Source organism: Frankia canadensis, from assembly GCF_900197875.1.
Classification (GTDB): Bacteria; Actinomycetota; Actinomycetes; order Frankiales; family Frankiaceae; genus Frankia; species Frankia canadensis.
This window is the reverse complement of sequence record NZ_FZMO01000004.1, coordinates 1-22,868: the sequence shown is the minus strand read 5'-3', so window position 1 is coordinate 22,868 and position 22,868 is coordinate 1. Positions and strand designations below refer to the sequence as shown.

Annotated in this window: 17 protein-coding genes; 8 read left to right on the top strand and 9 right to left on the bottom strand. The window is 74.3% G+C overall.

The genetic code is table 11. The features are described 5' to 3' along the window. Positions 1–69: 69 nt before the first annotated feature. Positions 70–588 (bottom strand): ester cyclase, encoded by a 519-nt coding sequence (locus C1A33_RS01340; protein ID WP_101829702.1) that lies wholly within the window; start codon positions 586–588, stop codon positions 70–72. 75 nt (positions 589–663) lie between these two features. On the opposite strand from C1A33_RS01340, the gene C1A33_RS01335 reads away from it, so the two are divergent. Together C1A33_RS01335 and C1A33_RS01330 are read left to right on the top strand one after the other, a co-directional pair. Continuing rightward, positions 664–1,320, top strand: coding sequence for a TetR/AcrR family transcriptional regulator (locus C1A33_RS01335; RefSeq protein ID WP_101829701.1), 657 nt, complete (start codon positions 664–666; stop codon positions 1,318–1,320). An 11-nt stretch (positions 1,321–1,331) separates the two neighbouring features. Beyond that, on the top strand, positions 1,332–2,078 hold the full coding sequence (locus C1A33_RS01330) for a hypothetical protein (RefSeq protein ID WP_133150534.1): 747 nt from the start codon (positions 1,332–1,334) through the stop codon (positions 2,076–2,078). Positions 2,079–2,513: 435 nt separating this feature from the next. Here the strand turns inward: C1A33_RS01330 and C1A33_RS01325 are convergent, their stop codons facing one another. After that, positions 2,514–3,512, bottom strand: a complete 999-nt coding sequence (locus tag C1A33_RS01325; RefSeq protein WP_101829699.1) for a CE1 family esterase — start codon at positions 3,510–3,512, stop codon at positions 2,514–2,516. Between the two features lie 53 nt (positions 3,513–3,565). On the opposite strand from C1A33_RS01325, the gene C1A33_RS01320 reads away from it, so the two are divergent. Then, positions 3,566–4,099 carry a MarR family winged helix-turn-helix transcriptional regulator gene (locus C1A33_RS01320; RefSeq protein ID WP_101829698.1) on the top strand — a complete coding sequence of 178 codons (534 nt, stop codon included), beginning with the start codon at positions 3,566–3,568 and terminating at the stop codon, positions 4,097–4,099. Between the two features lie 104 nt (positions 4,100–4,203). Here C1A33_RS01320 and C1A33_RS01315 read toward each other — a convergent pair whose 3' ends face one another. After that, complete coding sequence (locus C1A33_RS01315; RefSeq protein ID WP_101829697.1) at positions 4,204–5,478, bottom strand: enoyl-CoA hydratase/isomerase family protein; 1,275 nt, start codon at positions 5,476–5,478, stop codon at positions 4,204–4,206. Positions 5,479–6,006: 528 nt separating this feature from the next. Here C1A33_RS01315 and C1A33_RS01310 point away from each other — a divergent pair. The 3 genes from C1A33_RS01310 to C1A33_RS01300 all read left to right on the top strand — a co-directional run bounded on the left by C1A33_RS01310 (position 6,007) and on the right by C1A33_RS01300 (position 9,805). Beyond that, the gene (locus C1A33_RS01310) at positions 6,007–7,587 is read left to right on the top strand and encodes an HNH endonuclease signature motif containing protein (RefSeq protein WP_243407061.1); all 1,581 of its coding nucleotides are present in this window, start codon (positions 6,007–6,009) and stop codon (positions 7,585–7,587) included. Positions 7,588–7,799: 212 nt separating this feature from the next. Next, positions 7,800–9,158 carry a M20/M25/M40 family metallo-hydrolase gene (locus C1A33_RS01305; protein WP_243407060.1) on the top strand — a complete coding sequence of 453 codons (1,359 nt, stop codon included), beginning with the start codon at positions 7,800–7,802 and terminating at the stop codon, positions 9,156–9,158. 185 nt (positions 9,159–9,343) lie between these two features. Further along, positions 9,344–9,805, top strand: coding sequence for a hypothetical protein (locus C1A33_RS01300; protein ID WP_101829704.1), 462 nt, complete (start codon positions 9,344–9,346; stop codon positions 9,803–9,805). 32 nt (positions 9,806–9,837) lie between these two features. Here C1A33_RS01300 and C1A33_RS01295 read toward each other — a convergent pair whose 3' ends face one another. The 4 genes from C1A33_RS01295 to C1A33_RS01280 form a co-directional block, all read right to left on the bottom strand. Beyond that, a complete protein-coding gene (locus C1A33_RS01295; RefSeq protein WP_101829696.1) occupies positions 9,838–10,041 on the bottom strand; it encodes a DUF5703 family protein in 204 nt (67 codons plus the stop codon). Between the two features lie 182 nt (positions 10,042–10,223). Continuing rightward, positions 10,224–11,531 (bottom strand): hypothetical protein, encoded by a 1,308-nt coding sequence (locus C1A33_RS01290; protein ID WP_101829695.1) that lies wholly within the window; start codon positions 11,529–11,531, stop codon positions 10,224–10,226. Beyond that, positions 11,528–13,555, bottom strand: coding sequence for a glycosyltransferase family 39 protein (locus C1A33_RS01285; RefSeq protein WP_101829694.1), 2,028 nt, complete (start codon positions 13,553–13,555; stop codon positions 11,528–11,530). Before C1A33_RS01285 ends, C1A33_RS01290 begins: the two co-directional genes overlap by 4 nt. Positions 13,556–13,876: 321 nt before the next feature. After that, complete coding sequence (locus tag C1A33_RS01280; RefSeq protein ID WP_101829693.1) at positions 13,877–15,358, bottom strand: NAD(P)/FAD-dependent oxidoreductase; 1,482 nt, start codon at positions 15,356–15,358, stop codon at positions 13,877–13,879. Positions 15,359–15,589: 231 nt separating this feature from the next. On the opposite strand from C1A33_RS01280, the gene C1A33_RS01275 reads away from it, so the two are divergent. Beyond that, positions 15,590–17,269: a glycosyltransferase gene (locus C1A33_RS01275; protein ID WP_423748018.1), complete on the top strand. Its 1,680-nt coding sequence runs from the start codon at positions 15,590–15,592 to the stop codon at positions 17,267–17,269. On the opposite strand, the gene C1A33_RS01270 is transcribed toward C1A33_RS01275, so the two are convergent. Further along, positions 17,227–19,221 (bottom strand): glycosyltransferase family 39 protein, encoded by a 1,995-nt coding sequence (locus C1A33_RS01270; protein WP_101829691.1) that lies wholly within the window; start codon positions 19,219–19,221, stop codon positions 17,227–17,229. The genes C1A33_RS01275 and C1A33_RS01270 overlap by 43 nt on opposite strands. Before the next feature lie 366 nt (positions 19,222–19,587). Further along, entirely contained in the window at positions 19,588–21,966 is a 2,379-nt protein-coding gene (locus C1A33_RS01265; RefSeq protein WP_101829690.1) for an AAA family ATPase, read from the bottom strand. A 124-nt stretch (positions 21,967–22,090) separates the two neighbouring features. Between C1A33_RS01265 and C1A33_RS01260 the strand changes: the two genes are divergently transcribed. Next, positions 22,091–22,868: histidine phosphatase family protein (locus C1A33_RS01260; protein WP_101829703.1), on the top strand; the 778-nt coding region annotated here is incomplete at its 3' end.

Below are 22,868 nucleotides of genomic sequence, written 5' to 3'. Positions count from 1 at the left end.
GGCGAAGCCCGGCAACGGTTGGGCGGGGGTGCGGGTACGGGCGGCGCCGCCGGAACGCGTCGACCAGGCTCAGGCGGGCGTCCTGGTGGCGCGGCGGGTGGCCAGCGCCGAGCGGACCAGGTAGGCCGGCGACGGTGGCACCCAGCCCAGCTGGGTTGCGGTGCCGAGGTCGTCCCGGTTGGCCCAGTGCTCGATGACCTTCCCGTCGGCGACGCGGAACCAGTGCGTCTGGGTGGTGGCGAAGGAGCGCCCGGTGGGCGGGAAGGCGCGCGCGACCCGTCCGTCGGCGCCGTAGGTGACGAACGGTCGGACGTGGCGGCCACTCATCGTGCAGTGCACCGCCACCACGTCGCCCTGCACGACCGTGTCGTGGATCTCCCAGTGCAGGTCGGCGTAGGCGTCGCGCAGCCAGTGCGCGGTGGCGAGGAAGGCGCCGGGGCCGTGGTCGCGGCAGGCCGGCGGCTCCTGGGCGGCCTCGCGGTTGACCGCGCGGGGGTGCACGACGTCGGCGAAGTCGTCGACGTCGCCGGTGGCCATGATCTCGATGCTGCGTCGGGCGAGCATCTCGAACGGGTGCGTGTCCTGCATGGGATCACCTCGTGTCAGTCTGGTAAGCATTTTGAAGACAGCATGACTGTATTCGTTACTGGAGGACTGTAATAGATGGTGGAGGCCAACTCCGGGAACCGTCGCGGGTACGACAACCGCGGTCGGGCCGAGCAGGCGCGACGCACCCGCGCGCGCATCGTCGACGCCACCCGCGACCAGCTGCTGGCGCAGGGGTACCGGGCGACGACGATGGCCGGCGTCGCCCGCGCCGCCGGCGTGTCGACCGAGACCGTCTACAAGGCGTTCGGCACCAAGTCCGCCCTGGTCAAGGCCACGTACGACGTCGCGCTGGTCGGCGACGACGAACCCGTCCCGCTCGCCGCCCGCCCGCAGATGCGGGCGCTGCTCGCCGACCCCGACCCGGCGTCGAAGCTGCGCCGCTACGCCGCCGTGGCCCGCACCCTGGCCGACCGGATCGGGCCACTGAGCAGCGTGCTGCTCGCGGGCGCGCGCGGCGGCGGTGACCCCGACCTCGAGGCCCTGGCCGCCACCATCGACGAGGAACGTCTGCGCGGCGCCACCGCGCTCGTCACCCACCTCGCCGCGACCGGCGGCCTGCGCGCCGGCCTCGACGCAGACCAGGCCCGCGACACGGTCTGGACCCTCATCTCACCCGACGTCCACCGCCTGCTGGTGGCCGACCGCGGCTGGTCCCCCGACGACTACGAACGCTGGCTCGCCGACACCCTGGTCGCCGCGCTGATCGCGTGAGGATGGCGGCGGTGCCAGAGCTCGCCCCGCCGCGCCCGTGGCTCGTGCTGTCGCACCTGCGGCTTGCCGCGAGCGACCGGACCGAGTGCGAGGGTCGGGCGACGATCCGGCTGCGAGGCGAGGCGCGCGGCGGCGAGCTGCGGATGCTGCGCCAGTTCCACGGCCTGCCCGAAGGCGACGTGTTCGAGCTCGTCGTCGACGCGGCCACCGGGATCCTCGTGGAGATCGTCGCCTCCTGGAACGGACAGGAGACCACCTGGCTCGCGCTGCGTGACCTGCGCGTCGACGATCGTGTTGAGACGGGCGTGTTCGACCGTGCGACGCTCGGCGATCCGTGGGAGGCCGAGCCGGTGATCCGGACGGCGCGTCCGCTGGCAACGCTGGCCGCAGAGGTCGACTTCACCCTGCTCGCCCCGCCCGGTGAGTACTGGGTCGGCGTGGTGCAGCCCGCGGCGGGCGGCGACGGCGGGACGGGTGAGGACGGTGGCCCGGTGGTCGTGGCCCATCTCGCGGGGAACCCTCGTCACGACCGGCAGGTCTCGTTCATCCAGTCCCGGGGGGCGCAGATGGCGGACCCCGCGGCCTGGGAGCCGATCACACTGTCGGACGGCACTCCGGCCTGGCGCTGGTCGCCCGCCACCGACCCCGAGCAGGTCCACCTCCGGTTCGAGCGCGACGCCACCCAGGTCTGGATCCGGGGCCGCGACGCCGACGCCATCCACACCCTCGCCGCCAGGCTGCGTCCCGTCGCCGACTGACGTTCCGCCGCCCCGCCGCCGATGCGTGGCTGCGTCGCGTGCAGGGTGACCTCGTCCCGCGCCCGTGACGCCGCAGGCACCCATGTTGCCGCGCCGTCGGCCAACGCCTCTGACAGCGCCCCGGGCCGGGCACGGCCGAGGGTGACCATCCGAATCCCGTCCGGGGCGTCGGCCGGACGCGGATACCGCGCCCGGGGGACCGCGGTGACCGTCCAACCGGCGGCCGCCAGGCGCCGGGTGACTGCCCGCCTGACCTGGCCCGTCCCTTCGACCACGAACGCCCGCCGCGCCATCCGCACTCCCTGCGCCGTCATCGACCCGTCACACCATCCTCCCGGCCGCCCAGGTTCAGGCGGTGGCCGGGCGCGCCGTGCGGCGGTGCGCTCCGCTGTTCCTCCCTCGGTGACCGTCGCGTTCGGCGTTCGGCGTTCGGCGTCAGCGTTCGGCCGTCGGGGCGGCGGCGGTCGTGCTCGGCGTCGCGACCAGACGGTGGTGGTCGAAGAAGTCGAGGATGGTGGTGGTGGCGGGGAAGGTGCGGCCGGCCTGGGAGATGCCGTGGGCCGAGGGCCGGTCGCCGCCTGTGGCCGGGCCGCCGGGCCAGGCGTGCGTGCCGCCGACCACCGTGATGAACACGACCTCGGTGCCGTGGACGCAGTCCCGGTAGCGCAGCTGGTCGATGCCGTCGGCCGGGGAGGTCCGGTCCGGGGTGGTGGCGCAGTGGTAGTCCTTGACGTAGTCGGCGATGAACGAGGCGCTGCCCTGGTAGGACACCGTCTCGTCCGCGGTACCGTTGATGGCCAGCGTCGCGGGGGCGGGGCCGCCGTCGGGGCAGGACGCAGGGGCCACCCCGGAGACCATCGCCACAGCGGCGAAGGGGTACGGCGGCTTGCAGACGAGGAAGCCGGCGAAGGCGGATCCGTTGGAGTGCCCGGTCGCGTAGACGCGGTCACGGTCGACGCACAGCCGGGTCGTCAGGTCGGTGAGCAGCACCTGGAGGAGGCCGTAGTCGTCGGCGTCACCCTGCTGGGCGAGGATGTTCCACTTCGCCGGGCTGCCGGCGGCCTGCGGGGTGACGACGATGTACCCGCGGGCGGTGCCGGAGCGGGCCATCAGCGTGTTGGCCTCCTGGTCGGTCATACTGCCGCCGAACCCGTGAAAGTTCAGCAGGAGCGGGTGAGCCCGATGGTCGTCGTAGCCGGCAGGGAGGGCGAGCGTGTAGGCGCGGTCGGTCGTCCCGAACCGGATGGTGTGGGGCCCGGCCGCTGGTGCGGGCTTCGTCGGCGTGCAGGCGGTGGCGGAGTCCGCGGTGGCGCCAGGTGGCGTGCCGCCCTGGTCGGTCGTGCAGGCGGTGGCGAGCAGAACGGCGACGACACCCCCGAGCACGGCCAGCGCCCGGCGGGACAGGAATCGGACGAAACACGCAGACCGGAGCATGAGGGAATAGTAGTCAACTATGGTTGACCGTCAAGGACGGTTACGCTCTTGTCATGGCTTCGTCCCACCCCGTTTCGCCGTCCGGTGCCGGTGGCGAGACGCCCGCCGACTGGGAGCTGGGGCTGGTCCTGGCGTCCGCCCACCAGGTGTGGCGGGCCAGGACGGCCACGGCGCTCGCGCAGGCCGGGTTCGGTGATCTGCGCCCGCCCGACGTGCAGCTGCTGCGGCTGGTGGAGGGCGGCGTCGCGACGGTGGGTGAGCTCGCCGCCCTGTTCACGGTCAGTAAGCAGGCCGTCAGCAAGGTCGTCGACACCCTGGTCGGGCGCGACTACCTCACCCGGTTCACCGATCGCGCGGACCGTCGACGGGCCCCGCTCGCGCTCACCCCACGGGCCCGGGAGGCGATCCGCGTCGTCGGCCGGCGCCGCGAGGCTGACCAGCGGATCCTGCGCGATCAGCTGGGTGAGGCGGGCGTGCGCGCGCTGCGTGACGGTCTGGCTGCCGTCGTCGCTCTGGCACCTGACCAGGAGGTCGTCCTCGCGCTCGCCCAGCGGCTCGCCGACGCGGAGCCGGCGCGGTCAGGCTGAGAGCGTCAGCGCCTGGATGGCTGGCCGCGTTCGTGGGCGGGTGTCCATGGCAGGGCGCCGAGCCGGGCCAGCCCGGGCAGCGGGTTTGACGTCGGTGTGGACCGTCAGCGGGCCGCGTGCGCGGGCGGCCGTGCGGCGGTGAGGCCGAGGCCGGGTCCGGTGGGGGCGAAGAAGCGGTCGACGTCGGACGGGGTGACGGCGGTGAGACGCGATGGAGACCAGCGGGGAGTGCGGTCCTTGTCGACGAGGGCAGCGCGCACGCCCTCGATCAGGTCGGCGCTGGTCAGGCTCGCCAGGGCCAGTGAATACTCCTGGTCGAGGGCCTCCTCCAGGCTCGTCATGGACGCGGCGGTGCGCAGGGCGCGCAGGGTGACGGTCAACGACGTCGGTGACTTCGTGGCGATCTCCGCGGCGGCGTCCCGGGCCGCCGGCTTCACGCTGTGGGTGAGCAGGCGGACGATGCGGGCGAGGTCGTCGCCGCGATAGAGGTCGTCGATCCATACCCGGTCGGCGGCCAGGCGGCCCGGCGGCGGGGAGTGGGCGCCTAGGTCGCAGGAGAGGATGGCGGCGGCGGGGTCGTCGGCGGCGCGCAGGGTGTCGAGCAGGTCGGGGAGGCGGGCCGCGGGCAGGTAGTGGTCGGCGAGGCCGGTGAGGATCGCGTCCGCGGCGCCGAAGCGGGTGCCGGTGAGCGCCAGGTGGGTGCCGAGCTCGCCGGGCGCGTCATGGCCGAGCAGCCAGGTGCCGCCGACGTCGGGGATGAAGCCGATGCCCACCTCGGGCATGGCGAGTACGGAACGCTCCGTCACGATGCGGACGTTGCCGTGCGCGGACAGGCCGATCCCGCCGCCCATCACGATACCGTCCATGATCGCGATGTAGGGCTTGGGGAAGCTGCGGATGCGGGCGTTGAGCCGGTACTCGTGCGCCCAGAAGTCCCGGGCGTCCTGCGGGCGTCCGGCGAGGACGGCCGCCCGCACCGCCCGCATGTCGCCGCCGGCACACAGGCCCCGCTCGCCCGCGCCGTCGAGGACCACCGCGCGTACGCCGGGATCGTCCGCCCACGCGCGCAGCGCGTCGTCGATCAGCCGGACCATCGGCGTGGTCAGAGCGTTGATCGTCGCGGGCCGGTTGAGGGTGAGCCGGCCGAGCCGGCCGTCGGGGCCCTCCCGCCGGATGAGGACCTCGGTCTGGCCGGTGCTCGCCGGCGCGCCGGTCGGCGTCGACGCCGCGGCGGCGCGCTCGTGCTCGTGCTCGTGTGCTCGGGTGGCGCCGCGCGGCCCGGCGGCGCCGCGGTGCGGTGCGGCGGCGTGGTGCGGTGCGGCGGCGTGGTCCGAGGTGGGTTCGAGGATCGTGCGGGGCTCGGGCGTCTGCGAGGACATGGGACGGCCGCCTTTCCGGCTGCGGATCTGCCTGCGCGGTGGCGTCCATCCTGCCCGGACCTGTCGCCGCGGGCACCTGATGTCCGGCCATCGGCCGGCGCCGGTGGAGGTCTGTGCGTGTCGCCGGATGGCTGGCGGGCTCGGCGCCCGCGTGCCGTGACAATTCCGCTCGTCCTTGTGGCGGTCGTTCTCGGCGAGGTATCGGCCGTATTCGCGAGAATGTGACGGGGAGACTCTTTCTTTGTGGAAGTGGTGGCCGGAAGCCGTGGTTGTCGGGGGTGGTCTGGCCGGGTATCGTCGAATGTATGTTCGATCGCTGTGGGATCGCGTGGCGGTCGGGGATGCATCTCTCCAGGTCGCCGGCCTGAAAGCCGCTTGTCCTGGCTGACCTCTCGGGTAGGCGGAATGATGGACCTGAATTCCAGTTCCTCCGGCGCGGTCGTTCATTCCGTGCGGATGGGAACGGTGGATCCGAATGCCGGCAGCGGAAGGGAGATCTTTGATACGACGCTCATTGACGGATGTCGTGTGACGGATCTCGACGCGGGTGAGTGTCTGGCGGCGTGCGCCATGATCCAGGGCGAGATCGACCGGTGGCAGGCGGCGCAGGTGGTGGTCCTGGCGCGGTTCGGCCAGCAGCGCCCAGCGGAGCTGGACGGGGGTGAACAGGGCTTCCAGGCGTTTGACGAGTTCGCGGCCGACGAGGTGGCCCTGCGGCTGCGGTGGGAGACGGCCGAGGCGCAGCGGCGGCTCGCGCTCGCGGTGGGAGCCGTGCGCCGGATGCCGCAGGCCGTGTGCGCGCTCGGTGCGGGAAGCATCGACCTGGAACGCCTGACCGTGCTGGCGCGGGCGACGGCGCCGCTCAGCGACGAGCAGGTGGCCGACATCGTCGGGCCGGTGCTGGACAACGGCGGGGGCCGAGCCAGCCGGCGTGCCTTCGCGGCCGCGGTCCGGCGACGGGTGGCGCGGGTGGATCCCGACGGCGCGCAGCGGCGGCGCCGCAGGGCCTGCGCGTCCCGCCGCGTCACAGTCCGTCCCGAGGAGGAGGGGATGGGACGGCTGTCCGCGCTCCTGCCCGCCGAGCGGATGCTCGCCGCGTTTCGCCGCATCGACCAGCTCGCGCGCAAGGCCTGGGTGCCGGGCGACGAGCGGGATCTCGACCAGCGGCGCGCCGACGTCCTGGTCGACCTGCTGCTGGGGCGCGACCGTGACCAGGTCCGGGTGGAGATGCAGGTCATCGTGTCGGTGGCGACGCTGCTGGGACTGTCCGAGAATCCCGCCGAGGTACCCGGCTACGGCCCGATCCCCGCCGAGGTGGCGCGGGAGATCTCCGCGAGCGAGCGCTGCACCTGGCGGCGGATCCTGGTCGATCCCGAGGACGGGGCGATCCACGAGGTCTCCCGCCGGCGCTATCCCTCCGCGCCGCTGGCCCGGTACGTGCGGCTGCGGACCCCGACCTGTCTGTTCCCCGGCTGCGACCGGCCGTCGGTCGCCTGCGATCTTGATCACACCCGCCCGCACTCGCGTGGCGGGGAGACCCGCGAGGGGAACCTCGGTCCCGCGTGTCGCCATCATCACCGGCTTCGGCACGCCCCGGCTCGCGTCGCCCACGACCCCCTCACCGGTGAGCCACTGGTGGTGGCCGCGTGGGGGATACGCCAGCCGGAGTCGGGGCACTTCGTCGTGACGACGCCGGAGGGTGAGGAGACGGCGGTACATCCCCCCGCTACGACGACCTGTGAGGCTCGTGCGGATCGCCCCGTTACAGGGCGCCGTGTCCGGCGGGCTCAGCGCGGCAGGCGCAGGCGTCGGCGGCGGCCGGCCGCCTCACCGCCGGTCCCGGAGGGGCGCATTGCGGCGAGTACCCCTGTGCCGGCGAGTACCCCTGTGCCGGCGGGTTCGTCCGCGCGGCGGGCGAGGTCGCGTCGGCTGTCCGTGTGCGGGGCGTCGTCGGGCGTGTCATCGTGGCGGGCGGCGCGGCGCTCGGCGAGGGTGAGGCTGCCCGGGCCCTCGACGAGGCCGTCGGGGACGTGGCGGGCCGGCGGCGGTCCGACTGGCAGCGGGCGCGGCGGGCGGACGCTCACGGCGATGCGCCATGCGCCCCGGTAGCCGTGCGCCAGGTGGAAGTGGTAATCCAGGTCACCGGCCGTGGCGGTGACGGCGGTACAGCCGAGATCGGTGCGTGGGCACGGGTAGAGCGCCACGGTGGGCCCCCTTCGCGGATGGCGGTCGACGGTGATGTGCTGCGCCGCCGCTACCGGACTGTTACGCGGTACGGGTCGTGCCCGGCGGGCCTGTCCCGGGCGGGGCAGACTGAGGCCATGCCCAGCGAGCCGTTCCCCACACCCGACCCGACCGGCCCCCTGCGCCTGCCGGTGACCGCCCCTGACGCCGAACGTGAGGTGGTCGAGCTCTGCCGCGATCTGCTCCGCTTCGAGTCGGTCAACCGCGGCGGCGGTGAGGGCCATGAACGTCCCGCCGCCGAGTACGTCGCCGCCAAGCTCGCCGAGGTCGGCATCGAACCGACCCTGCTCGAGTCGCAGCCGGGCCGTACCTCCGTCATCGCCCGCATCGCGGGCGCCGACCCGTCCCGCCCGCCGCTGCTCGTGCACTCCCACCTCGACGTCGTGCCCGCCGACGCCAGTCAGTGGCGGGTGGGGCCGTTCTCGGGCGAGGAGCTCGACGGCGCTCTGTGGGGCCGTGGCGCCGTCGACATGAAGGACATGGTCGCGATGACGCTCGCGGTCGTCCGCGACCTCGTCCGCACCGGTCGTCCCCCCGCCCGTGACCTGGTCGTCGCGTTCCTCGCCGACGAGGAGGCCGGCGGCGTGCTGGGCGCCCGGTGGCTCGTCGACAACCATCCGGGTCTGTTCGCCGAGTGCACCGAGGCGATCGGTGAGGTCGGCGGTTTCTCCTACACGGTCTCCGACGATCTGCGGCTCTACCTCATCGAGACGGCCGAGAAGGGCCTGGCCTGGATGAAGCTGACCGCGACGGGCCGCGCCGGCCACGGCTCGATGATCAGCGACGACAACGCGGTCACCGCGTTGTGCGAGGCGGTGGCGCGCCTGGGCCGCCACGAGTTCCCACTCGTGCTCACTCCGACAGTGCGGGTCTTCCTCGGCGAGCTCGGCGACGCGCTCGGAACCGAGTTCGATCTGGACGACCTGGCCTCCACGGTGACCAAGCTGGGCCCGGTCGCCCGGATGATCGGCGCGACTTTGCGTAACACCGTCAACCCCACCCAGCTGGCCGCCGGCGAGAAGGTCAACGTCATCCCGGGCGAGGCCGTCGCCTACGTCGACGGCCGTTTCCTGCCCGGGCAGGAGGAGGAGTTCCTCCGCCAGCTCGACGAGATCCTCGGGCCGGACATCCGCCGCGAGTGGGTCGTCCACGACGGCGCCGTCGAGACCGGCTTCGATGGCGCGCTGGTCGACGCCATGGCCTCGTCGCTGCGCGCCGAGGACCCGATCGCCCGCCCGGTGCCCTACATGCTCTCCGGTGGGACGGACGCGAAGTCGTTCTCCAGGCTCGGCATCCGCTGCTTCGGCTTCTCGCCGCTGCTGCTGCCCGCCGACCTGGATTTCTCCGGCATGTTCCACGGGGTGGACGAGCGGGTGCCGATCGAGGCGCTGCGGTTCGGCGTCCGCGTTCTCGACCGCTTCCTGCACGCCTGCTGAGCCGGGGGCCGCCCCCGGGGGAGCGTCGCCGCGCCGGGCGATGGTCCACGCCACTGTAGTCCACAGTGTTGACCGCTACCCCGCGGACACCGAGAGTAATGGGATGGCGCCGCGGGGAAATTTTTCCGGCCGTTCCCGGCGAACCGCTACTCATCGTAAATTCATTGACGCTTCAGCGTGACATGATGGTTGGTGTGACCGACGACGCACTGTCCGCGCTGAGCCTGGGTCTCGGCCTCGACGACCCGACCGACGTCGACCCCGCCCGCCGGCCGGTCACCTACGCCTATCTCGTGCAGGTCAGCACGGACGGCGGCCGGTGGGCGGCGGACTGGACCGAGCCCTCCGGCGGCTTCGAACGCAGCCCACGCTGTGCCGCGCAGGTCGCCCGGCAGGTGCTGCGCCGCCGCTTCCTGCAGCTGCGTGCCGACGTCGACACCCACTGGCGGGACCGGTGGTTCCGCGCCGACGTCTGGTCTCTCGAGTCCGGCGCCGCGGGCGATCCGGCTGTCGACCGTGGCGCCGGCACGACCCGGGACACCCGGGGCATCGCTCTGTCCGGGCGCCACCTGCAGTCCTACGGCGTCGCGCCGGACGCCGTCGAGGTACGCACGCCGGCCCAGGTCCGAGCGGAGGTCGGGGGATGAGGCGGAGATCGGGGGATGAGGCGGAGGTCGGGTCAGGTGGGCAGATAGCCGGGGAGACCGCCTGGGCGCCGGCGGCGGCGCAGCACCGCGCGGCGCGACCCGTCCGGGAACAGGCGCAGGCGCTCCAGCTCCCAGTCGCCGAACTCGGCGTGCATCGTGAGGATCTGGACGGCCGCCCGGCGGTCGGTGCCCGGCGGCAGGTACAGCTTCTGGTACTCGAGTTCGACTCCAGCCAATGCGACCTGACCTCGACGTGGCGGACAACGAGGCACGGGCGGACGTGGGAACGGCCCAGCGGGACGAGCCGGCGCCACCGACCACCGCGCGGTCCCACCACGTTAACCGTCCCGCTACCTCCCGCAAGGGTCCGCGCCGTACCAGCCCACCGAAACCTCACCTTTGCCGCCGGCGGCGCCCCTCAGGGGACGTAGGCGAGGGTGAAGGCGAGGGTCGCGTAGAGGGTCATGGCGGCGGTGGAGGCGACGAGCGCCGCCGTGAAGATCTCGCGGCGGGCGGTGAGCAGGGCAGCGACGAGCAGGAACGGGAACGCCCCGTACAGGTAGCGCTCGGCGGAGTCGAGGTTGCTGCCGGTCAGCACCGCCGCGAGGACGAGCGCCGTCCACCCGGTGTAGGAGACGGGTAGCCGGCGCGCCATCACGACCAGGCCCGCAAGCGCCAACAGCAGCCACGGCACGTGCAGTCCGGTACCCAGCTCACCGTGGAAGGCACCGCGGGTGGCATGCCAGAGCACCGCGAGCGGGTTACCGGTGCTGCCGTGGCGGGCCGCGTCGCGCTGCAGGGTGAACGGCGCGAGCCCGTCGCCATAGGTATGCGCGGACCAGAGCACGTAGATCCCCGCGCCCGCGAGCGGCGCGACGATCGCGGCGAGCCGGCGCACGATCTCCGGGGCACCGGTCCGGGCCGCCGCCACAGCCGTGGGCGGGGCACCGAGACGGCGCAGACCCGGCCAGGGCAGGCCGCGGGCGGCCTCCAGCGCGACGGGGACGGCGAGCAGGATCCCGAGCGGCCGGCACAGGCCACTGAGCAGCCCGGCGCAGGCGGCGAGCTCCCAGCGCCGGGTGCGGGCGCCGAGGAACACCGTCACGGCCAGCAGCCCGGCGAGCGCCTCCGCGTAGCCCATGACGAGCACGAACGCGGGAGGTGCGAGGGCAGTGAACCAGATCAGGCGGAACGTCGCCGCGTCGTCCAGGCCCTCCAGGCGGCCCAGCCGGACCAGGACCAGGCCGAGGCCGAGCGCGCAGACGTTGACGATCAGCAGAAGGACGGCGCCGCTGTGCCCGCCGGCGCCCGGCAGCTGGTCGAGGGCCCGAACGAGCGTCGGGAGCAGCGGGAAGAAACGTCGGCTCTCCGCGCCGGCGCCGCTGTAGCCGGCCTCGGCGATCGTGCGGTACCAACCGGCGTCCCAGCCGAGCAGGTCCGTGGTCTGCAACCGGGCGCCCTGGTCGCCACGGGCCTGGTCGGCGATGAACTTCGTCATCGCCAGGGCGGCGCCGACGACCAGGCGTGCCGCGAGCCAGGCGAGCACGACGTCTGGCGGCTGCGCGACGGTGTCCGCTCGGTCGGCGGGGCCGTGGCCAGCCGCCTCCGCCGGGCGGGCGCAGGTCGGGTCGGAGTCGAGCGCGGGGGGCGCCGCGCGGCGGGTTCCCGTGGCGGGACCGTCCATCGGCGGACCGGGGTGGGCGGACGTCCCCCGCGCGGCGCTCACGACGCCCGGAAGCGCAGCAGCGCGTAGTTCTCGTACACCTTCGTGGGCAGGCCCTGCTCCATGACCTGGTCGGCGTGCGGGCGGGCCTGAGCGAGGGTGGTCTGCACGACGGTGCACAGCTCCTCGTAGGTCCGGTAGGCGCCGGAACCAGCGAGGAACACAGTGTGCTGCGGGCCGGCTTCCGCCAGGGCGCGCTGGGCGAGCGCGCGGCCGTCGGCGTGCATGTTGCGGTCCTCGTAGTCGACCCAGTCGACCCGGTCCGGCGGCGCGTAGGTCGGCACGACGTACACCTTCATCCACGGCGGGACGGTGCGGGCGAGGCCGGGGCCGATCTGGTCGGGGCAGACGAGCATGACGTCGCCCGGCCGGGCGAGCCGCTCGAGGACGCCGGCGGCCTCGGTGGCCTGGGAGCGTTCGCGACGCAGGTCGGAGGTGCCTGCCAGCAGCCCGATCAGGGCCGCGACCGCGATGACGACCCGGAACACCCGGCGATCCCCGATGATCGTCGAGCCGAGGCCGAGGACCAGCAGGAACGGGACGAAGGCGGTGGCGGTGTAACGGTCGGCCCAGGCGTTGCCGACGACCTTGCCGGCGGTGACCGCGACCAGCAGGGTGCCGGTGGCCAGGAGGAACAGGGTGCGGCCCGGTTCGAGGCCGCGCAGGTCGAGCAGGATGAACCGGCCGCCGGCGGTGCGCCCGGCGACGCCGGCGGCGGCCAGCCCGGTGATGAGGAACAGCAGCAGGCGGCCGAGCGTCGTCGGCCCGCCGGCCCACTGGCCGTAGGCGTGGGAGATCGCCGCGTAGCTGGCCGGCTCGCCCCAGGGGGTGCCCGTGTGGGCGAGCTGGTCGAAGAAGCTCGGCAGCCACGGCGCGAACACCAGGCCGCCGCCGATGATGCCGATCAGTCCGTACAGGGGCCCGCGGCGCGCCGTGGCGAGGCGGGCGGCGCCTGCCGGCGCAGGTCCACGGCGCGCGCCGTGCCGCCGTGCCGCCCCGCCGCCGCGCGCCCCCGGTGTGCCGGCCGGATGGGCCTCGGGGGCGGCGGAGCGCGCCGCGAGGTCGCCATAGGGAGGTCGGGCGGCGAGTCCGGCGGGGCCACCGTCGGGTCCCGCCGGGAACAGATAGCCGGCGTGGCCGTTGCCGGCGGCGTAGGCAGCTCCGGTCGCCGGGTAGACGCGCGTGCTGCGGTAGCCGTCGGCGGGCGGCGTGGCCAGGGGGTCGGGCGGGGATGTCGCCAGGCCGGTGCCGGCCGCCGAGGCCCCGAGGCCGTCCGCCCCGAGGCCGTCCGCGGGGCGGACGCCGACCGCGCCCGCACCGTCGGTGCTGAGGGGACCGGACCCGCCACGGCGGGCACGGCGGGCCTGGTACCAGGGGCGGATCGTCAGGAGGAAGATCAACCAGACGCCGACGGTCAGCAGTAGGTAGAGGCACCAGTAGTGGGTGAGGGCCAGGCAGCCGGCGGCGAACGCCAGGCTCACCACCGCCCGCGGCGACGGCGCTCGCAGGACCCGCTCGAGAGCGAGGCCACCGAGTGTGGTGAGCAGCACGATGAGGCTGTACATCCGGGTCTCGGTCGCGAAGTACAGCGCGAACGGCGACGTCAGGTACAGCACCACCGCGACCTTCGCCGCCCGCTGGCCGACCACCCGGGAGGCCAGCACGTACAGCGGCCACGCCGCGACGATGTTGAGGAGCGCGGACATCGAGCGGACGGCGAGGGTGCTCTCGCCGAACACGTCGATCCAGCCGTGCAGCAGCAGGTAGTACAACGGCGGCGAGCCGTCCTGAAGCAGGCCGTCCCACATCGTGGGGCTCGCGCCGTGCAGGGGGAGGCGGGCGATCGCGACGCTCTGCGCCTCGTCCAGCCACAGCGCCTGGCTGGCGGTGAACCGCACGATCACCGAGGCGGCGACGAGCACCCCCACGACGACGGCGAACACGCGCCCCGCGCGGTCGGGCGTGTCCCCGACCTCGTCGACCGGCCCGGGGAGCTGCTCCGCCGGCCGGACCGCGACGTCTGTCACGGTCTTTCCCTTCCGTCCACGTGGTCCGCGGTGCGGGAGCCGCGGGGCCACGATCGGCCGACCAGGCAGGCCCGCACCCGGAGCTGGTCTCGTGCGGCGGGCCCCCGCAACCCGGCGAGACGGGTCGCCGCGGGGGACAGTCCGCGATTGCTGGGTGGTGGCGGGTGGCCGGCGGCCAGGGTGGCGGCGACCGCGTCACGGGCTCCGAGGGTCACGGACCGTGCCGTACCGCATTCTGTCCGGGCCCGCCGCCGCCGGCACGCCGGACCCGCCGGCCGTCCCAGCCGGCCGCTGACGTCGGCTGGGACGGGAGCGTCGTCGTCACTTCTTCGACGACGACACCTCCTCGTGGTAGTCCTCCTCGACGTTGACCTCCCACACGTCGTGCCGGGTGCCGTCGATGATGTTCTCGACGGTGAGCATCGCGGTCAGCATCGAGTGGTCCTGGTTGTTGTACCGGTGCATGCCGTTGCGGCCGACGGGGTGCACGTTCGGCGTGTTCTCCGCCAGCCACGCCCGAATGATGTCGACGTTCTTCTTGTAATCCATGTCATAGTACGGGTACGCCTTCGGCATGCGGACGACGAACCCCTGCTCGACCTGGCTCGCCCGCATGAGCCCGAGCTCGACGAGCTCGCGGGTGCCCAGCGCGATGAGGTCCTCGTCCGAGCTGTTCCACATCTCGTCGCCCTCGAAGACGAAGTACTCAAGACCCAGGCAGGTCTTGCCGTCCTTCACCAGGAACGGCGACCAGGAGGCGAAGTTCTGGATGCGGCCGACCTTCACCGTGGGGGAGTGGATGTAGATCCAGTTGTCCGGGAACCCGGCCGACTCCGGCACGACGAGGGCCACCGTGAGGAAGTCGCGGTACTTCAGCGCGTTCGCCGCGGCGAGCACGTGCTCCGGCACCGGCGGATCCATCACCCGCACCAGGGACGAGAACGACATCGACGAGATGATCTCGTCGGCGGAGTACTGGTACTCGCTGCCGACGTCGGAACGCGACGACTCCGGCGCGCCCGCGCCCGGGCCATAGCCACCGGTCACCATCGTCGTGACGCCGGTCGCCCGGCCGTCCGCGTGATGAATCTTGCGGACCTTCTCCTCGAAGACGACCCGGCCACCCTGCTTGACGATCTTGTCGGTGGCGGTCTCCCACATCATTCCGGGCCCGTACTTCGGGTACTGGAACTCCTCGATGAGGGAGGTGATGTCCTTCTGGTTCCGCTTCGGCATCACCGCGTTCACGATGGCGTTCATCATGGACAGGCTCTTGATGCGCTGCGCCGCCCAGTCCGAGGGCATCTCGCTGACCTGCACGCCCCACAGCTTCTCCGTGTACGTCTTGAAGAAGGTGCGGTAAAGTCGCCAGCCGAAGCGCGCGACCAGCCAGTTCTCGTAGTTGCTCTGGTCCTTGGGCGGGCGCACCCGGGCCGCGGCGTAGGAGGCGATGCAGCGCGCCGCCTCGACGACACCGAGATTGCCCAGCGCGTTCGTCGCCTTCAGCGGGTAGTCGAAGAACTTGCCGTCGTAGTAGATACGGCTCGATCGCGGCCGGAGCAGGAAGTCCTCGTCCGGAAGGATCTCGTGCCAGAGCTTCTCGACCTCCGGCACCTTGGTGAAGAAACGGTGGCCGCCGATGTCGAAACGCCAGCCGTCGCGCTGCGCGGTACGGCTGATTCCGCCGACGACCGAGTCACCCTCGATAATCGTCACGGGCACGTCCCGTTTCACCAGCTCCCAGCCGGCGGACAGGCCGGCCGGCCCGGCCCCGATGACGACTACCTCTGGCTTTTCGGTCACTGTGCCGGACCTCTCCTCAACACACCTTCATGGTCACTCCCGCGGCCGGATGTCCGCGCATCGGCCGTGGGGGCGCCGGACCCCCGGGGGCCGGCCTCGGGGGGAAGTCTTACACGCGCGCGGCGCACACCCGTCCGCACCCCCTCGACGCCCGGACCCGATCATCCGTGATACGCGACGCCCACCGGGTCCGCCGCGGAACGCGGACGCCGGCTCTGGCATCGTGCGCACATGAGCGTGTCGGTGCCCCCCCAACGCACGGCCAACCCCCGGCGTAGGGGTAATGGTGGCGTCGGCCCGGTGCTCGCGTCGGCCCTCGTCGGCTGGTGCGCTCTGGCCTGGGGCATCGCGGCGAAGGACGGCCGCTACGGCGGATGGGCGATGGCGAGCGTGCTGCTCGGCGTCGCCGCGACCGGCCTCGCCGTCGCCCGCCACCGGCCCGTACCGGCGCCGCCGCACCCGTCCGGCCGACTCCCCGCCGCGGCCTCGCCCCCCGGTCGCGGGGGGCCGGCCGACGGCGCCCGGCCGGTCACCCCCGACCGGCACCGATCTGTGATGCATCACCTGCGATCCGTGGCGCGTCGCCTGCCGGGCTCGGCGTGGCCGCTGGCCGCGCTGACCCTCGGCCTCGGTCCGATCGTGCGCCATCCCCGCTACTACGCCTGCGGTCCGCTCGCGGTCCTCGCCGACACGCTCGCCATCGCCGCCGGCCTGCTGGCCGCCGCCGCGATCATCGTCGCGACGGCGGGGCCGACCGGGCGCTCGGCGCGGCTGCCGCGGTCGGCGGTGCCAGGACGGGCGCCGTGGGCGCGGCTGGGGGAGTCGGCGGGGTTGTTCTGGGTGGTGCTGGGGCTCGCCTGCGCGGCCGGGATCGCGACCGTGCGCGCGGCGCCCGAGCCCCGCATCGACGTGTTCCACCTGCTGCAGGTCTCCGCGGCCGGGCTGCCTCACGGCGCGGACATGTACCGCCAGCAGTGGGCGCCGTCACGCGCCGAGTACGGCGTGCGGGGGCTGTTCGACGTCTATCCGTACCTGCCGTGGACGTCGGTGCTGCTCGCACCGTTCCGGCTGCTGCTCGGCGACGTCCGCTACGGTCTGCTCGCCGCCCTGGCCCTCGCGGCCGCCTGCACGCGCCGCCTGATGGGCGCCGCCCGGCCCGGAGCGTCCGGCCGGGGCGCGGGCATGGCGGCGGCCGTGCTGCCACTCCTGGTAGTGATCTTCCCCGAGTCGATGTACGCCCTGCAGCAGTCGTGGACCGAGCCGCTGCTGGTCGCCTGCCTCGCGGTGGCGGTGCTGGCGGCACGCGGCGGCCGCGGATGGGTGGCGCTCGTCGCGTTCGCGCTCGCGCTGGCGGCCAAGCAGCACGTCGTGCTGCTGCTGCCGGTGGCGGCGGCGTGGCCGGCGTTCGGCGTTCGGCGGGCGGCGGGGGCGGCGGGCCTGGCGGCGCTGCTCGTCGCGCCCTGGGTACTCGCCGGGCCGCGGGACTTCGTCGACGACGCGATCTGGACGAACCTGCACTACCAGGTGCTGGCCGAGTCGCTGTCCGTGCCCGGCTGGGCGGCGCATTTCGGGCTCGCGCTGGGGTTCGGGCCGGCGCTGGTGGCGCTGGTGGCGGCCTACGCGGCCGCGTGGCGGGCCCGCGGCGACGCGGCCGGGTTCTGCCTGGGCGCGGCTCTCGTCACCGCCACGGCGGCCCTGATGAACAAGCAGACGTTCTTCAACCACTACACGCTGCCGATGGGCCTGCTCGTCCTCGCAGCCGCCGCCCTGGCCGCCGCCCCGTCCGAGCACGGGAACGGGAACGGCCAGGGCGAGCGGGATGGCGGGGGCGCGCGGGAGGTGCCGGCCCCGCCCCCTGCCGACGGTCCTCAGCGCAGCGTCGAGAACCGTTCCAGCGACGCGCCCTCGTAGAGGTTGCGCCGCTCGACCTGCACGGTGCGGTCGCGCAGGGCCGAGAGCTGGTCGGACAGTACAGCGCAGGCGCCTTCGAGGAAGCGGTAGCCGTCGGCGCGCACGAGCAGCACCGCGTGGTCGGGCCCGGCGAGCCGGTTGACCTCCGCGGCGAACGTGGTGCCGTTGGCCCGCTTCATCCGATCCGCGTAGTCGACCCAGTCGACGAGCGCGGGCCCGGAGGTGTCCGCGTAGACGATCTCCCGGACGGTGAGTGGGCCGTGGCGGGCCAGCGCCCGGTGCACGGCCGGGCCGAGCTGGTCCGGGCAGTAGGCGACGACGTCCCCTGGCCGGGCCAGCGCCACGATCCGCCCGGCGATCTCCCCGGCCTGGGTGCGCTCGGTGCGGGTGAGCTGCCAGCCTCCGACCAGCCCGCTGAACACCGCGACGGCGAGCACGATGGCCCGCACCCGGGTGCCCGGCAGGATGGCGATGCCGAGCGAGGCCAGCAGCAGGCAGGCGGGCAGCGCGATGCCGGTGTACCGCTCGGCGTAGGCGCTGCCCCCGAACATGTTCACGAGGTACGCCAGCACCAGCGGCAGCAGCCAGATCGCGGCCAGGTACCGGCCGGGCACCCGACCGGTCACCTTCACCGCGAGCTCGCGCCCGCCGCCCGGCCGGGCGGTCAGCCCGATGAGCGCGCCGCCGAGCAGCACCACGCCGAGCAGCGCGCCCGTCGACTGCGGGCCCGCCCAGTCGAACACGGTGTCCAGCAGCACCTGGGCCTGCACCCTCGGCGCCCACGGGGTACCGGTGTGCAGCATCTGGAACAGGAACGACGGCATCCACGGGGCGAACAGCAGCGCCGAGGCGGCCATCGCGCCGAACGCGCGCAGCGTCACCCGCCGGTAGTACGGCCGGCGACGGGCCTGCACCAGCAGGAACGCGGCCACCGTGAAGATGACCAGGAACGTCCAGTAGTGCGTGTAGACGAGCGCCGTCGTGGCGAGCGTCAGCACCGCCAGCCGCGGCGGACTGGACCGCTCCAGCGCCCGTACCGCGGCGAACCCGAACACCAGCACCAGCAGCACGACCAGCGAGTACATCCGGGTCTCGCTGCCGTAGCGGATGGCGTAGGGCGAGCAGGCGAACATCAGCAGTGTCGCCAGGGCCACCCAGGCGGGCGCGTCGGACGAGGCGTTGCCGGCCCCGAACGCGGTGCGCCCGACGCGGCGCCCGGCCAGCCACGCCGCCGGCAGGGTGATCAGTGACAGCACGCCCGACAGCGCCCGGACCGCGACGTCACCGTCGCCGAACACCGCGATCCAGGCGTGCAGCAGCAGGTAGTACAGCGGCGGCGAGCCGTCGTGGCGCAGCGCGTGCAGCAGGTCCGGGACGGGCCGGTTCGCGATCGCGACGGTCAGCGACTCGTCGAGCCACAGATGGCTCGGCGTCGCGAAGCGCATCACCCCGCCGCCGGCGACCGCGACCCCGACGGCGACGAGCAGGAGCCGCCGCGCGTGCGCCCGGACCCATCCGAGCGCGCCGCGCCCGCCCGCGCCGACCCATCCGGCCACCCGGGCCACGCCCCGCGCCCGCACCGTCGCGGCCGGCGCCGGCTGTGCCGTCGCCGCTGTCGTCGCCGGTGTGGCCGCCGTCAGCGATGTCGCTGCTGGCCGAGGGGCGGCCGCGGGGATGCCGGCATCGTCCGCGACACTGACCTGGCCGGGCACGCCGGCCACGGCCGCGGCTTCGGCTCGCTCGATGACGTCGGCGCTGTCCACGACGTCCGTGCTCTCGGCGACGCTGGCCTTGTGTGGGACGCTGGCTTTGTCTGGGACGCTGGCACGCGGGTCCGGGGCGGGTGCCGCGGGCTCTCGCGGGCCGGGCAGAAGCGCCGGCGCGGAGCCGGCATCAGGGCCGCTGGCCGGCGACCCCGCTGCGTCTGCGTCCACGATGGGAACGCTACCCATCCTCATGGTGCACGATCTTGCCTCCTGTCAGGGGCACGCCGAACGCCGGGCGCGAACCAGCCCCGGCGGCGGCGAGGTCGGTCCACCATCACCTCGCCCTCAGCTTGTCATCCTGCTGTCACCGGGCCGCCACCGGCCCATGACCGCCACCGTCGCCCCTCGTGCTCACGCCGGACCTGGCGGGACGGGAGGCCATGGCTTCGTCAGGCCCGCCAGAAGCAGCGCCAGGCCGGCGTGGAACATGGGTGTCGCGCGAGATGGCGGGGGCCACACCGGCGCTCTCGGTCAGGAACGGGAGGGCTGTCGGGTCCTTCCCGATGGCGCCCGCACGCGGGCTGTCGGCGGCGGGCGCGGGAGCCCGGGCGCTCAGGTGGCCGCGGGCAGCGTCGGGGTCCGGTCCGCGGTGCCGTCGTCGGTGCCGTCGTCGATGCCGTCGTCGAGATCCTCGTCCAGCTCGCCGGCCTCCTGACCAGCCAGCAGCGAGGCGAGCGAGGTCAGACGGCGGCGGCCGCCGGTGTTGCGCACCGCGTGGCGCACCGCGGGCCCGTTGACGGCGACGATCGACAGGTGCCGCGCCGCGCGGGTGAGCGCCGTGTAGATGAGCGGGCGGGTCAGCATCCGGCCGGCTTCCGGCGGGAAGACGGCGATGACGGCCGGCCACTCGCTGCCCTGCGCCCGGTGCACCGTGACGGCCCAGCCATGGCGCAGGTCACCGAACAGCCCGGTGGGCACCTCCACGACCCCGCCCGGGAAAGCGACCCGCACGGCACCGCGCTCGCCGGCGGCGACCACGGTGCCGATCTCGCCGTTGGCGAAGCCGACGTCGATGTGGTTCGCCGTCGCCACCACCCGGTCCCCGACGTCGAAGCCGGACATCGCGCCCGAGCCGGGGTTGAGGACCCGCTTGAGCGCGGCGTTGAGCGCCCCGGTGCCGGCGGGGCCCGCGTGCACCGGGGTGACGACCTGGATGTCGGCGGCGGGGATGCCCAGCGCCCGCGGGATCGAGTCGGTGACGAGTTGCACGGCGCGGTGCGCCGCCTCGCCGGAGCTGCTCGCGGGCACGACGACGACCTCGCGGTCGGGGCCCGGCGGGGGTGGCGGCAGCTCCCCGCCGCGCACCGCGGCGGCCATCATCGCGATCGCGCCGCCGTCGACCTGGCGGTAGAGCCGGCGCAGCTCGGTGACCGGCACCTCGCCGGATTCCAGCAGGTCGGTGAGGACCTGACCCGGGCCGATGCTGGGAAGCTGCGCCGGGTCGCCGACGAACATCAGGTGGGTGCCGTCGGCGCAGGCGTCGAGCAGGGCGGCGGCGAGTTCCGCGTCGAGCATCGACGCCTCGTCGACGACGACCAGGTCGGCGTCGATCGGGTTGTGCTCGCCGCGGGCGAACCCGCCGCCGCGGCCCTGCGCGCCGAGCAGCCGGTGCAGGGTGCTCGCCGGCGCCCCGCACAGCTCCTCCAGCCGCTTGGCCGCCCGACCGGTGGGCGCGGCGAGCGCGACCTCGGCGTCAGCGGCCCAGGCCAGGCGGACCACCGCGGCCACGGTGCGGCTCTTGCCGGTGCCCGGCCCGCCGGTGAGCACGCTGACACCGCATGCCAACGCCGCGTGGGCGGCGGCGAGCTGCGTCCCGTCCAGGCCGGCCACGGGATCGTCGGCGCCCGCGCCGTCCTCGGTGACGCCGGCATCGCCCGAGCCGTCGGCGGTAGTGCCCCCGACGCCCGATCCGGTGCCACCGGTGCCGCGGGCGTGCTCGGCGCCCGTGCCGGTGCCGGCCCCGTCAGGGTCGCCTCCGCCGGTCCGGTCCCCGCCGCCGCCGCCCTCGGCGTCGCTGTCGTCGCTGTCGGGGTCGTCCTCATCGTCGAACAGAAGGGCCGTCGGCGGCGGGGGTGCCGCGGCGGCGGGCCCGTCCCCGGGCGAGCTGTCGGTGTCAGCCTCGTCGTCGTGGTCGGGGCGGCGGCGGGCGCGGGGGGCGCCGGCGCGCAGCGGCTCGGCGGTGGCGGTCAGCCGCTCGATGCCGTCGGCGATGGACTGCTCCGCCATCGCGTAGCGCTCAAGCGCGATGCGGTCGCCGACGGCGATGATGCGCCCGTCGTCGAGGGCGGTGTCCAGGGCCGCACGCGGGTCGGCGACGCCCTCGCGGGCCGCCGCGCGCAGCACCGCGTCGAAGGGACCGGCGGTGTCCCCGGATCGCGAGGCGGCGCGGGTGAGCAGGTGGGTGAGCACCGCCGGGCCGCGGCGCGCGTCGTCGCGGCGCAGGCCACGGTGGCGGGCGAAGCGGTCGGCCTGGCCGATCTCGGCGTCGGCGGCGACCAGCAGCATCCACGGGTCCGCGCGCAGCGCGTCGGCGGCGCCGGGCCCGAGGCGCTCGGTCGCCGCGCGGGCCAGCCGGGCCGGCAGGTCGGCCGCGCGCAGCAGCTCGACGACCGCGTACGTGCCGGCGGCGGCGCGGAAGGAGTCGGCCAGGCGCCGGGCCCGCGGCCCGGTGACGCCCTCGACCATCCCCAGCCGGCCGACGTCGACATGCTCGGGCAGGGTGATGCCGGCGGCGGGCAGCCGGGCCGCGGTCGTGCGGCCCAGCCCCGGCCACAGGGCGGCCTCGCAGAACGCGGCGAACACCGCCGCCGGGTCGGGCGGCGCGCCACCGCCATCGGCGTCGTCGCCGGCGGTCGGCGGGGGAGGGGAGTCGGTGCCGGGGCCGACCGGGTCAGGTCCCACGCCGGGGCTGGTCGGATACGCGTCGGGCATGCCGGGAAGCGTAACGACGCACCGGCGCCCGCCCGGCGACGCCCGCTGGGTAGCGTGGTGGCGCCGGAGCGGGCTGGCCGGTTCGGCGCCGGCCGGCGCCACGCATCCGGGAAGGGGCGGACGGGTGACCACTGTGCTGCTGGTCCGCCACGGCCTCACCGCCGTCACGGGCACGATCCTGCTGGGCTGGACGCCCGGTGTCGGCCTCGACGAGCGGGGCCGCGCGCAGGCGTCGGCGCTCGCCGGGAGGCTCGCGTCCGTCCCGCTCGCCGCGATCGTCTCCAGTCCGCTGGAGCGCTGTCGGCAGACGGCGGACGCCATCGCGTCGCGCCGCCCCGCGGGTCCGGCGGTCTCCGGTGAGGCGCAGCGCGTCGACGAGGACGAGCGCCTCGGCGAGTGCCGCTACGGCGACTGGACCGGTCAGAAGCTGGCCGTGCTCGCCAAGGACCCGCTGTGGCCGGTCGTGCAGGCCCATCCCAGCGCCGTCGTGTTCCCCGGCCCCGAGGGGGAGGCGCTGCGCGACACGCAGGCGCGGGCCGTCACCGCGGTGCGGGAGTGGAACGACCGGCTCGGCCCGGAGGCGACCTGGCTGCTGTGTTCGCACGGCGACGTCATCCGCACGATCGTCGCCGACGCGCTCGGCATGCACCTGGACATGTACCACCGGATCACGGTCGACCCGTGCTCGCTGACGGTGGTGCGCTACGGCGAGCGGCGCCCGTTCGTCCGCCGCCTCAACGACGTCGGCGGCGACGTCGCCGATCTGCTCCCACCGCCACCCGGCCAGGATGCGACCGGCGAGCGGCCCGTGCCGCCTGGCGAGGGGGCGCCGGGCGGCCCGCGCGACCCCGGCGCCGCGCCCGATGCCGCCGGCACGGTCTCGGGGGCCGGCGGTGGTGGGC